The organism is Bacillota bacterium, assembly GCA_024653485.1.
In the GTDB taxonomy this organism is placed as follows: domain Bacteria; phylum Bacillota; class SHA-98; order UBA4971; family UBA4971; genus UBA6256.
Map to the genome: position 1 here is coordinate 202,059 of JANLFY010000002.1, position 12,545 is coordinate 214,603.

At 62.0% G+C, this 12,545-nt stretch carries 12 protein-coding genes; 11 read left to right on the top strand and 1 reads right to left on the bottom strand.

From position 1 onward, the window contains the following. Positions 1-10: 10 nt before the first annotated feature. From NUW12_02410 to NUW12_02460, 11 genes are all read left to right on the top strand, one after another. Complete coding sequence (locus NUW12_02410; GenBank protein MCR4401627.1) at positions 11-982, top strand: sugar ABC transporter permease; 972 nt, start codon at positions 11-13, stop codon at positions 980-982. Between the two features lie 28 nt (positions 983-1,010). After that, the gene (locus NUW12_02415; GenBank protein MCR4401628.1) at positions 1,011-1,841 is read left to right on the top strand and encodes a carbohydrate ABC transporter permease; all 831 of its coding nucleotides are present in this window, start codon (positions 1,011-1,013) and stop codon (positions 1,839-1,841) included. 54 nt (positions 1,842-1,895) lie between these two features. Next, positions 1,896-3,140, top strand: coding sequence for an ROK family protein (locus tag NUW12_02420; protein ID MCR4401629.1), 1,245 nt, complete (start codon positions 1,896-1,898; stop codon positions 3,138-3,140). Positions 3,141-3,184: 44 nt separating this feature from the next. Then, positions 3,185-4,750: a cellulase family glycosylhydrolase gene (locus tag NUW12_02425; GenBank protein MCR4401630.1), complete on the top strand. Its 1,566-nt coding sequence runs from the start codon at positions 3,185-3,187 to the stop codon at positions 4,748-4,750. A gap of 25 nt (positions 4,751-4,775) precedes the next feature. Next, the gene (locus tag NUW12_02430; protein MCR4401631.1) at positions 4,776-6,068 is read left to right on the top strand and encodes a family 1 glycosylhydrolase; all 1,293 of its coding nucleotides are present in this window, start codon (positions 4,776-4,778) and stop codon (positions 6,066-6,068) included. Continuing rightward, positions 6,068-7,846: a glycoside hydrolase family 2 gene (locus tag NUW12_02435; GenBank protein ID MCR4401632.1), complete on the top strand. Its 1,779-nt coding sequence runs from the start codon at positions 6,068-6,070 to the stop codon at positions 7,844-7,846. The genes NUW12_02430 and NUW12_02435 overlap by 1 nt, the downstream gene beginning before the upstream one ends. A gap of 85 nt (positions 7,847-7,931) precedes the next feature. Then, positions 7,932-8,495: a hypothetical protein gene (locus NUW12_02440; protein MCR4401633.1), complete on the top strand. Its 564-nt coding sequence runs from the start codon at positions 7,932-7,934 to the stop codon at positions 8,493-8,495. Positions 8,496-8,560: 65 nt separating this feature from the next. Further along, positions 8,561-8,728 (top strand): hypothetical protein, encoded by a 168-nt coding sequence (locus tag NUW12_02445; protein ID MCR4401634.1) that lies wholly within the window; start codon positions 8,561-8,563, stop codon positions 8,726-8,728. 1 nt (position 8,729) lies between these two features. Beyond that, positions 8,730-9,764, top strand: a complete 1,035-nt coding sequence (gene galT, locus NUW12_02450) for a galactose-1-phosphate uridylyltransferase (protein ID MCR4401635.1) — start codon at positions 8,730-8,732, stop codon at positions 9,762-9,764. After that, complete coding sequence (gene galK / locus NUW12_02455) at positions 9,761-11,110, top strand: galactokinase (GenBank protein MCR4401636.1); 1,350 nt, start codon at positions 9,761-9,763, stop codon at positions 11,108-11,110. The genes galT and galK overlap by 4 nt, the downstream gene beginning before the upstream one ends. Before the next feature lie 118 nt (positions 11,111-11,228). Continuing rightward, positions 11,229-11,978, top strand: coding sequence for a MerR family transcriptional regulator (locus NUW12_02460; protein MCR4401637.1), 750 nt, complete (start codon positions 11,229-11,231; stop codon positions 11,976-11,978). Between the two features lie 112 nt (positions 11,979-12,090). Here NUW12_02460 and NUW12_02465 read toward each other — a convergent pair whose 3' ends face one another. After that, complete coding sequence (locus NUW12_02465; GenBank protein MCR4401638.1) at positions 12,091-12,516, bottom strand: FMN-binding protein; 426 nt, start codon at positions 12,514-12,516, stop codon at positions 12,091-12,093. Between the last annotated feature and the right edge of the window lie 29 nt (positions 12,517-12,545).

Sequence of the window (12,545 nt, forward strand, 5' to 3'; positions counted from 1 at the left end):
TGAGTTCTGGATGGACCGCGCCACACGAAATCGCGGGTGGGAGCGGAACGAGAGGCGTCCTAGGGTATTTCAGTTCAGCGAGAGCAACCCGCTCTCTCCCTATCTGTTTCTCATTCCCCATGCGGCGCTTTTCCTTCTGTTCACGGTGTACCCTATTGGTTTTGGGGTTTACGTCAGCCTTCACAGGTGGGATGTGCTGGCCAGCACACAGCCGTTCGTGGGCCTGGAATTCTATCGGAGGTTGCTCGACCCGAACACCGTACAGTTCCAGTTCTTCTGGAAAACACTGCTCAACACGCTTCTGTTCGTGGCCGTCAGCGTGCCCTTGCTCGTTGGCGGCGCCCTATCGCTCGCGCTTCTAGTGAATCGGCCCATCTCGGGCCGGGGATTCTTCCGCGCCGTGTTCTTTGCTCCGAACATCTTCGCGGTTTCCGTGGTCGGTCTGGTTTGGAGGTGGGTGCTCGACAACCAGGCCGGTCTCGTGAACATCGTCCTCGATGAGTATTTGGGCGTGAGGCCTATAAACTTCATCACTGAGCAACCGTGGGCGTGGCTCAGCATAATCCTCGCCACCCTCTGGTGGACAGTGGGGTTCAACATGGTGATATACCTGGCTGCCCTGCAGGGCATCCCGAAGACGTACTACGAGGCCGCGGAGCTCGACGGCGCATCGACGTGGGCGAAATTCTCGCACATAACGTGGCCTCTGCTGTCTCCCACCACCGTGTTCGTGGTGATCACGACTGTGATAGCATCGTTCCAGCTCTTCGGGCAATCCTTGATAATCACCGGAGGTGGGCCCAGCCGCAGTACCCAGAGCGTGATCATGTACATCACCGAGGAGGGCTTCTCCAATTTCCAGTTCAGCTCTGCTGCAGCGATGGCAATGGTCCTCGGGCTCATCATGATGCTGTTCACGGTGGTGCAGTTCAGGGCCTTGGCTCGAGACATCGGAATGGGGGCGAAGGGCGATGCAAGGTGAGGTGCGCAGCCCAAAGAGGGCATGGGGCATGAAACGCAGGCGGGCCGCCTCACAGGTCGTGCGATTCGCGGGGCTAGCCATCCTGGCGGCGGCCTTCCTGGCTCCTCTTTATTGGATGATCTCGACGTCCATAAAGCCCGAGTCGGATACGGTAGTCATGCCTCCTCAGTGGATCCCGACAAGGCCGACGCTGGAGAACTACATCGAGGTGCTCAACTCTCCCGACGCGAGCATCCTCAGGTGGACGTTCAACTCGCTCTTCACCTCATTCGCATACACTTTCTTTTACCTTCTTCTGAGCATCTTTACCGCGTACCCCCTGGCCCGCCTTCGCTTCAGGGGAAGGGACGCATGGTTCTGGTTCCTGCTCTCCAGCATGATGATCCCTGGGATCATGTTCCTGATCCCGCACTACATGATGATGATGCAGTTCAATTGGATAGACACTTACCACGCCCTCATCTGGCCGGGCATTTCCGGAGTGTTCGGGACTTTCATGCTGAGGCAGTTCTTCCTCACGATCCCGCACGAACTCGAAGACGCCGCGCGAATAGACGGCGCCAGCAGGCTCGGCATAATCCGGCACGTGATCCTTCCGCTTTCCGTTCCGGCGATCGTAACGCTCGGGGTCTTCAGTTTCATGGGATCCTGGAACAACTACGTGTGGCCCTTGTTCGTGGTTCATGGGGACATGCTCACGCTTCCCGTCGGGGTGACCCAGTTCTCGAGCAGGTACATCACGGAATACGGCAAGCTCATGGCGGGCACGGCTGTGGCGTCGCTGCCCGTTTTGGTCGTATTTGTCTTCGCCCAACGATACTTCGTCGAGGGGCTTACGCTGACCGGACTGAAGGAGTAGACCGCGCACGTTGGAAGGTTGGGCGGGAGCTAAAACTGAAGCGAGGGGATTGGAGTGCGCTCAGTCAATTTCTCGGGCATGCGCAGCATAAACCGGTCGATAGTCCTCAACTTGATACGCACTCACGGGTCCATGTCCCGGGCTGAGATTGCGGAGCGCAGCCACCTGGCCACCTCGGCGGTGTCAAACATCGTCTCGGAGCTGCTCCAGATGGGGCTCATCCGAGAGGGCGAGACGGTAACAGCGGGAAGCGGAAGGCCTGCGACTCTCCTGGAACTGAACACCAAGTCGGTCTTCGCGATAGGGGTGAATGTGGGCTTTACGAACATACAAGGTGTCGCCACAGACCTCTCCGGAAAGCTGCTCGAGAGGGCGACGACTCCGACCGGACCGGAGGAAGGGCCTGAGAGAGTTCTCTCCAGGGTGGCCCGCGTGGCAAAGGAGGTCAGCCTCAGAGCGGGACTACCGTCCGAGAGGATAGGGGGGGTCGGGGTCGGCATACCGGGCCTCGTTGATATCGACAGTGGACGATCGGTTTACTCCCCGAACTTGGCCTGGCGCGACGTGGCGGTCCGGGAGTTCCTCGAAGGGGAGCTCTCTCTGCCCGTCTACGTTGATAACGACGTGAGAGCGGCGACATTGGGGGAAAGCACCTATGGCGCCGGGCAAGGGGCGAGGCATCTCGTGGCGTTGTTCGTGGGCTCGGCCATAGGCGCCGGGCTCATCCTCGACGGTAGACTGTATTACGGCGCCAGCCACAGCGCCGGCGAGATCGGCCACATTCGGGTGACGGAAGACGGCCCGCAGTGTTCGTGCGGCAAGTACGGGTGCCTGGAGGCGGTGGCCTCGGGGCGGGCGATAGCGAGAAAGGCCAGTCGTCTCATAAGGATGGGAGCCGCGCCGGGGCACTTGGAGCGGTTCTTCGACTCGCCGGACAGCGTAACCGCCAAGGACGTGGCGGAGGCCGCAGCGGCAGGCGATTCCGTGGCCGCCCAGATCATGGAGGAAGCCGCGAGATACGTGGGTCTGGCCATCTCATTTCTGGTGAACACATACAATCCCGATCGAGTGGTCGTAGGAGGGGGCGTGTCGCGGTCCGGGGAGCTGCTACTGGGACCCGCGAGGAAGATGGTGGAGCTGCACGCCATGCCGGTGGCCAGGGACAAGGTGGAAATAGTCCCAGGCGGTCTGGGCAGCGACGCGGGTCCGCTCGGGGCTGCGGCGCTGGTGCTCGATCGGCTGTTTCCGTCCATACAACTGGCCCATTCCGGACTTCTGAACCGGGAACGCGTGGTGTGAGCTGCGTGACTCACGAGACTCTCCTGCAGGGTGGGATGAAGAGCATGAGGGAAGCGGTCGGGCGTTGCTTGGACCGTTGCGTGAAGCTGCTGTGGCTTGCGTCAGCCCTGGCGGTCATCGCGTCACCGGCGACGGCGGCGTCAAGTGCCGGCCGGCCGGAGTGGATCGAGGTGGCTCCGGAGGGCCACTACTTTCAGACGGCGTCAGGAGCGCCCTTCATCGTGATAGGGCAGAACGACGCCATCACGTGGCCGTACCTGAGCGATCTGCTTGTGGCTGGCGATGTCGGTTCGGTGCGCGGGTACCTCGAGCGGCTCCGCGAGTCCGGGGTCAACACCATGCGTGTGATGTTCGAATACGCTCAGTTCCAATTCGGGCTGGCCGAGAACCCTCTCGGAGAGTTCCGCCAGCCGGTCGTGGAGTTCTGGGATCGCTTCATAGAGCTTGCTGAGGAATATGGGATATACCTCATTGTCACTCCGTGGGATCCGTTCTGGATGCAGAGGGAATGGGACGAGAACCCGTACAACGTCGAGAACGGCGGCATTATGGCTGACATGAAGGGGTTTCTCACCGATCCCGACGCCGTGGCCGCGCAGAAGCGTCGCTTCGCGTTCATGGTGGACAGGTGGGGCGGCTCGCCTGCGATCCTTGCCTGGGAGCTCATGAACGAGATCGAGCTGTGGTGGGGCGCAAGGCCGCGTGAGATCGCGGACTGGATCTCAGAGATGGCGCGTTTCATCAGGCAGCGGGAATTGGAGCGATACGGTCGGACCCACCTCCTCACGGCCTCCCTTGCGACCCCGTTTCCCGGTCCAGAGCTGGTCGAAGCTGTCCTGGCCCATCCCGACCTGGATTTCGCGACCACGCACCAATACGCCGGCCCGGCCGTGAACGCGCCTGTGAACACCGTGGACGCCGCTGACGCCGTGGCCCTCGCGACCGCGTACGCGAAGATGCAGCTTCCCGACGGCAGACCTTACCTCGACACTGAGAGCGGGCCCATCGACGCGTGGATCCCCGACGGGGACTTCGACGCCGAATACTACCACAACATGAGTTGGGCCCACCTCGCAAGCGGTGGCGCGGGCCAGGGGCTGCGCTGGCCGTACCGGAATCCTCACGTCCTTAGCGACGAGATGCGCGCAGTCCAAGCCGGCATGGCGAGGTTCGTCAAGGCGTTCGATTGGCGCGGCTTTGTTCCGAGGCCGATAGATCGGTTTGCCGAGGTCAGGAGCGGCACGGGATCGTCGGGGCGCATCAACGTCTATGGCGTCGGCGACGAGCGAAGGATGCTCTTGTGGCTCCTGGACATGGCACCGGCGAGGCGCGAGAGCGTGACCGCCACGGAAGGGGCGAGGCTCGTCATTCGCTACGCCGACTGGGCCGAGGCGAACGGCGTGCGGCCGCCCACAGCCTCGGGCTCAACCGCCGACGGAACCGCGGGCTCTGGCGCAACCTCGACGGCGGTGGTCGAGTTCTGGGATACACGCTTGGGCGGCAAGACGCTCGAGATCTCGCTGACTGTGGAACCCGGCGCCGCCTGGGAGATTCCCTTGCCTCGTTTCGAAGGCGATCTCGCGATTGCCATCTACCTGAAAGGGGCGTGATTCGGTGGGAGCGGACTCCTTGGACATGGTCGAGTCCACAGCCCATTTCTTCTGGGCCACAGGCATTGAGGACACGTTCGTCGCCCAGGTGGAACCAGGCCGAAGGCGTCTAGATCTATACGAGCTGCAGCATCACTACGATATGTGGAAGGAAGACTTGGACCTCGTGGGAGAACTCGGTGTGAAGGTCATGCGTTACGGGGTCCCCTGGTACCTGGTCAATCCTTCGCCCGGCCTGTACGACTGGAGCTTCACGGACAGGGTCCTGGAGTACATGACCAGAGAAAAGGGCGTTTCCCCAATAGTCGACCTGGTGCACTACGGCTGCCCGTTGTGGCTCCAAGGGGAGTTCGTCAATCCTGACTACCCGAAACGCGTCGCGGATTACGCCGCTGCGTTCGCCGAGCGCTACAAGCCCCTCGGGGTGCGCTGCTTCACGCCCCTAAACGAGCCATACGTGAACGCCGAGTATTGCGGGCTCATCGGGAGATGGCCTCCGCGGCTATCCGGGGAAGAGGGTTTCGTAAGGCTGTGCGAGCGGCTCGGCCGGGGCATAATCGCAACGGTTGAGGCGCTCAAGGCGGTGACTCCTGAAGCGGTGATGGTTCACGTGGAGGCCACCGGGCTCGCCTTATCGGAGGATCCCAGCCTCCGGCAGGCGCTTGAGCCGTTGAACGAAAGGCGCTTCGTTGTGCTCGAGTTGATTCAGGGGAGAGTGGGGCCCGACCATGTCCTTCGCGACTGGCTGGTGGACAAAGGGCTGGACGATGACGACCTCGCGTGGTTCTCAGAGCACGCGCTCCGCCTCGACGTTCTAGGGCTCAACTACTATCCCGAGCTCAGCGTGCGCCGGTTCTTCGAGCGAGGAGGGCGCTTGGAGTCAGAGCCCTGGTGGGGCGGGGCCGAGTGCCTGAAACGGCTCATAAGAGAGCACTGGCGGCGATACCGGCGGCCTGTGTTCCTGACCGAGACGAGCACGAACGAAAAGGCCGGCGACAGGGTCGCTTGGCTGCGTGAATCGGTGTCCGCCGTCAGGGAGCTGCGACAGGAGGGTATCCCCGTCATAGGCTACACGTGGTGGCCGCTTTACGACCTAGTCAACTGGGACTATCGGGAGGGCGCCGGTCCAGCCGAGGACTACATAGAGCCGATGGGATTGTGGAGCCTGGAGCCGCGAGACGGGGGCCGCCTTCTGAGAAAGCCTACGCGAGCGGTTGCCGTCTATCAAGAGTTGATATCCTCGAGCCCGGTCGGCGAGATCGGAGAGGATCCGTGTTCACCCAAGAAGATGACGTCGGGGAGGACGCAGTATAAGTGATGGGCTCTGTACGTGGCGAGTATCCGCGTCCCGATCTCCTTCGGGAGCGGTGGCTAAACCTGAATGGGACGTGGCGGTTTGACTTCGACGACGATGACGTGGGACTTGGCCAGAGGTGGTTCGACAATCCCGCTATCCTCAAGAAGGCGATCCAGGTTCCCTTCGCATACCAGGCGAAGGCGTCCGGCATCGGCGACACGACGCACCATCCCGTGGTCTGGTACGCCAGGGAAGTGACCATTCCTGAATCCTGGCGGGGGAAGAGAGTCCGGCTCAATTTCGGAGCTGTGGACTACGAGGCGACCGTTTGGGTGAACGGAGTCCCGGCAGGCTTCCACCAGGGGGGATACGTGCCGTTCGGCTTGGACGTCACTCCGATGCTCCGCGACGGCTCCAACTGGATAGTGGTTCGCGCTGTGGACCAGATCCGGACGGACCAACCGCGCGGAAAGCAAACCGCTCGGACAGGGCCGTGGGCATGTTGGTACACGGCGGTGACCGGGATATGGCAGGCCGTCTGGATGGAACCGGTCGACCCGGTGCACATCCTCGACGTCCGTCTCGTGCCTGACATCGACGCTGAGCGCTTGTCCATCGGCGTGACCTTGAGCCAGGCGACAGAAGGACTCGTCTTGGAGGCGGTGGCGACGGAGGAGGGAAGAGAGGTCGCGCGGGCGGAAGTGACCGTGGCGCCTGCTTACAAGCGATGGAGCGACCTCTGGCCTGAGCCTTTCGTCGCCCTCAGCCTGCCTGTGCCTGGGTGTCGGCTGTGGTCGCCCGAGAACCCGTTCGTCTATGACCTGGCCCTCAAACTCAGGTCGGGCGTAAGGGCCGTCGACGACGTCAGGACCTACTTCGGCATGAGGAAGGTCGAAGCACGGGACGGGGAGGTATACCTCAACAACCGGCCGTACTACCAGCGCCTCGTGTTGGATCAGGGATACTGGCCGGAGGGGCTGTATACGGCGCCGTCGGCAGAGGCCATTCGCCGAGACGTGGAGCTCACCAAAGCCATGGGTTTCAACGGCGCCCGCAAACACCAGAAGATCGAGGACCCGTACTACTCTTACTACTGCGACAAGCTGGGGCTCTTAACGTGGGTTGAGATGCCGTCGTGTTACGCGTACAATGAGTGGGGAGCGGAAAGGCTCAGGAGGGAGTGGGCCGAAGTCGTGCTGCGACACAGGAACCACCCTTCAGTGATAGCGTGGGTTCTGATGAACGAAAGCTGGGGCGCGGACGAGTTCCGACAAGGATCGTGTGCCGGAGCCGTGGCCCAGGTGATGTCCCTGTACCATCAGACATACGCGCTCGACGGAACCCGCCTGGTCGTGGACAACGATGGGTGGCAACACGCCAAGACCGACATGCTGACCATACATGAATACACTCAGTCCGCGGAAGACCTGAGGAGAAGGCTTTCGGGGTTCTTCGCCGATCGAGGAGCTGCCGTGTTCAGCCACGGATTTCCCGCGGTCCTGCCGGGGTTTGAGGGGGGCGGCGTACCCGTGCTAATCACGGAGTTTGGGGGAACCAAGGTCGCGCGCCCCGGATCCGCCTCCGCCGGGTGGGGGTACGGCGAGGAGGTAGCGGGGTCTGACGAGCTCTTGGCGAGGATCGGGTCTCTCGTCGATGCCATCCTGGAGTTTCCCGGTGTGGCCGGATACTGCTACACCCAGCTCACAGACGTGGAGCAGGAGGTCAACGGGCTCCTCACCCACGATCGTGACCCGAAGGCTCCCCTTGCGAAGCTGCGCGAGGTATTCAGAGGTAGGTAGGAGCGGTTCGAGGTGGGTAGGCGCGGTTCGAGGTGCGGTCGTGGGTATTGCCCGAGGCGTGGCTGGAGGCAAGGTTTGGGGGAGGGTGGCTGTGAATAGACGCTCATTAACGTTGAGGCCGGTTCCGTGGTCGGCCGAGATCGTTCGGGTCCTGGAGGGGCGAGGACTCATCAAGCCCTTCCGGCCGACTGAAAGGGCTCTCAAAGCTCCGGTGGGACAGAATGTCGTGGACCCTGTGTACGTGTCGGACGAACGATACGGTCCCCATAAACTCATCGCCGTCGGGGTGAACATGGATAGGGTAAGGCTGGGAGTCCACCCGGACAACGAGGAGATATTCCTTCCGAGCGTGCCGAGCGGGACCAAGCCTTGCTATTACGTTGTGTCCCTTCTCCCCGAAGGTGAGCTTCGCGAGAAGGACAGGCAGGGCCTTCTCACGGCGGATGATTTCGTCTGCGTGAAGATGCTTCCCGCGTGGCCTGGCGTCGAGGCGTTCACGGTCCTGGCGGGGACCGTTCACTGCGAGGTCGCCGCGCCCGGAGGAGGCGAGGTCCCCTACATATTCGTGACTGAGCCCAGGGATCTCCCCATAACGTGGATAGACTTGGAGCATGATGTGTCGGTGGAGGGAGATGGCGCGGTTCCATGAAGCCCGGGAAGGACAGGGAACAACGCACTGCAGGTGTTGACGCATGTCTTGGTGGGTCTAGCGCCTTGACGGAGCCTCGCTTCACGGTCAAGGAGCGCATCGTCAAGGACGACGGAAGATACCTTGTCTTCTACTGGTTTGGCGCGCGAGTCCCAGGCGGAGAGGCCCGGAATGGGAGACTAGACGATGGCGAGGGCGCGAAGACGCCCACGCCCGAAGAAGGGAGAGCGTAAGTTGTCCGAGCTTCGTTGGAATCCAGTGCTCGGTGAGTGGGTGGTGACCGCAACCCACAGACAGGACAGGACCTACCACCCGCCAGCCGATTACTGCCCGCTGTGCCCCACGCGACCAGGGGCGTTTCCGACGGAGGTGCCCTCCGAAGACTACGAGATCGTAGTGTTCGAGAACAGATTCCCGTCCTTTCGGCGCGTTCCCCCAGAGCCGGCCGTCGCAGGCAGCGAGCTGTACCCGGTGAGGCCTGCGCGGGGGATATGCGAGGTAGTGCTGTATTCGCCCAACCACCTCGGGTCCCTCGCTACCGCCGACGTCTCTGAGGTAGCGAACCTAGTGGACGTGTGGGCGGATCGATATTCCGAGCTGGGTTCGTTGGACTACATCGATTACGTCCTGATATTCGAGAACAGGGGAGAGGCGGTTGGGGTCACGTTGGACCATCCCCACGGCCAGATCTACGCGTTCCCCTTCATCCCGCCCAAGCCTGCCGTGGAATTAGAGAACGCGGCAAGACACAAGGCCGCGACCGGTCGGTGCCTGTTCTGCGATATCCTCCGTGCTGAACTCGACGATGGCCGCCGCGTGGTAGTCGACAACGAGGGCTGGGTGGCGGTCGTGCCGTTCTTCGCGCGGTATCCGTATGAGATCCACATCCTGCCGAAGCGCCACGCACAGAGCCTGCCGGAGCTCAGCTCGACTGAGCGGCGGGGGATGGCTGAGATCCTGAAGGTCGTCTTGCAGAAATACGACAACCTGTTCAGCAAGCCTCTTCCGTACATCATGGTCATGCACCAGGCTCCGACCGACGGAAAGCGTTACGACCACTATCACTTCCACATCGAGTTCTACCCGCCCAACCGCACGGCGACCAAGCTGAAATACCTTGCCGGGTGCGAGTCCGGAGCCGGCACGTTCATAAACGATACGCTTCCCGAGGAGAAAGCGGCCGAGCTCCGGTCGGTTCAGCCGGTGGCAGGCGGCCCTGGCGTGCCTTCCGACCCGGCGGGTGAAGGAGGAGGCAACAAGACACGGTGAGCGACGCTGGTGTTGTCGGTGGTGCTTCGGGCGCGGGTGGCGCGAATGGCATCGGCGGCGTCGGCGACAACGGGGCTAGTGGCGGCGGCCTTGGCGTTGACTGCGCCTTTGCAGGCGGGTTTGAGTGCCGCGCGTACGGCGAAAGGTCGGCCCGCGTTCTCCGCGCGTTCTGTCATGTCTTCCGCGATGTCTTGGACGAGGCCGTCGCCTACACAGAGGACGCTTCTCCGGTTCGAGTGGTCAGGGCGCCAGGTCGTGTCAATCTCATCGGCGAGCACACCGACTACAACGACGGGTTCGTGCTCCCGGCGGCTATCGACCGCGACGTGACGATGGCGGCGAGGCGCCGTCGTGACCGGAAGGTAAGGGCCTTCTCCATTGACTACGACGTGGGGACGGAGTTCTCTCTCGACGACATCCGGCCCGATAGCGTGCATGCCTGGACGAACTACATCCGCGGGACTCTCGACGTCCTTATGAAACGGGGTCTGCCCGTAACCGGGATGGATCTGGCCGTCACGGGCGACGTTCCGCGCGGAGCTGGGCTAAGCTCCTCCGCAGCCCTCGAGACGGCCACGGCCGTGGCGGCGCGCGTGGTCGGAGGCTTTGCGCTCGAGGGGCCGGAGCTGGCGCTAGCCTGCCAGGAGGCGGAGAACCGGTTCGTTGGGGTGAGATGCGGCATAATGGACCAGTTCGCGTCGGCCTTGGGAAAGGCCGGACACGCCCTCTTCATCGACTGCCGGAGCCACCGATACGAGCTGGTCCCCGTGCCCCGCGGCTACCGGATAGTGATCTGCGATAGCGGAGTGCGCCGCGGACTTCGAGACTCCGAATACAACGTGCGTCGGGCCCAGTGTGAAGAGGCCGTGCGGTTGCTCAAGGAGGATCTGCCCCATGTCAGAGCTCTACGGGACGTATCGAGCGGAGAGCTCGCGGCATTGCAGGGAAAGCTTTCTGAGGAGGTCAGACGACGAGCCGCGCACGTGATCGCCGAGAACGAACGGGTTACGAGAGGCGTCAAAGCTCTGCGAGAAGGCCGGGTGGACGAGTTCGGGCGGCTCATGGTGGAGTCTCACGAGAGCCTTGCCAGGCTCTATGAGGTAAGCTGCCGGGAACTGGATCTGCTCGTGGACATCGCGCTCGCATGGCCCGGCGTAATCGGCGCTCGGATGACAGGCGCCGGGTTCGGGGGGTGCACCGTGAACCTCGTGCGCGAGGAAGCCGTTGGTGGCTTCGCAGAAACTGTCATGTCCGAGTATGGCCGGCGCGTCGATTCATCTAAGCTCAGCGCGCCTCCTCAAGTGTACGTTTGCGAGGCCGCGGACGGCGCTGGAGTCGTGCAGTGATTGGAGCTGGCGAGGAGGACGCTTCCTCTCATTCTGAAGAACTCGCAAAGAAAAGCGCTGAAGCGTGTTGACCCTAACGTAACGTGAGGGCTTAAGATGACAGTGCGGAGGGGTTCGGTTGACGTACACGGTCAAAGCCGTCTCGGAGATCGCGGGCGTGAGCGTCCGCACTCTGCATCACTACGACCACATCGGCTTGCTTAGGCCCGCTCAAAGAGGCTTCTCGGGGTATCGACTCTATACAGAAGAAGACCTCGAGCGGCTTCAGCAAGTTCTCTTCTTCCGGGAGCTGGGGTTCGGCCTTCATGAGATCAAGGAGATCATCGACCGCCCGGACTTCGATAGGAGGAAGGCCCTGCTGAAACACAAGGAGCTCCTGCTGGAGCGCAGAGAGCGGCTCACGCGGCTGGTCCAGCTGGTCGACCGAACCCTCGAGGCGATGGAGGAGGGCGTTGAGATGGACGAAAGAGAGATGTTCGAAGGGTTCGACCAAGAGCGCCTCGAGGAGGAAGCCCGGCAGCGTTGGGGTGGAACCGAGGAGTTCGAGGAGTCCATCCGGAGGACTCGAAGCTATACGAAGGTGGATTGGGCGGCGATTCAAGAGGAAGGCAAAGAGGTTCTTCAGGGAATAGCGTCGCTGACGGACAGGGCACCTTCGGATCCGGAGGTCCAGCAGTGGATCGGCAGGCACCACAAACATATCAACGATCGTTTCTACAGGTGCTCGCTCAAGGTCTACAGAGGGCTGGGAGACCTATACGTGGAGGACGAGAGGTTCAAGGCGTTCTTCGAGAGGATAAAGCCCGGGATGGCATGGTTCATGAGAGACGCCATGCACGCGTATTGTGACCGCCTGGAAGGCGAGTAATGGCATTCGCGTACGCGTGGCCGTTTCGCACCGCTAACCTCGGCTTGTCCGCGGCTAGCGGTGCGGTTTTGTCTTCCTAGAGCCGGGATGCGCCCCTTCCGTCGGGAACATCCTACCGGCCTGCGGTTGTCAACGCGTTCTCTATTGCCTTCAGTATCACCTTGCTACTATAGGTGGCCCCGGCGACCGTGTCCACGTCCAAGGACTGAGCGTCTACGACTCTTCCGGGTATTGCTTCTGCCGCAGCTCCCCGGCCATGTCGGTGTTCGACGAGCTCGATCTCTGATATCCTGTGATCCCTTACGGTCACTTTCACCCGAGCGCTCACCGGAAACATGCTGTAACTTCCGTAGTACGTGCCGTCAGCCACTCGGGACATGTCCACGTCCGCCATAGGCAGACTCTTGAGCTGCTCCAGATTTGCCTCCGTGGTCCTGATGAACGACCTTAGACCGATAGCAACGACGCACGCCACACCGACCACGCCAGTCAAGACGGCGAGCACCATCCTGCGTCTTCTCTTGTTCACATTGTCCATAAAGGGTTCACCTCCCTGTCCGACGCCTC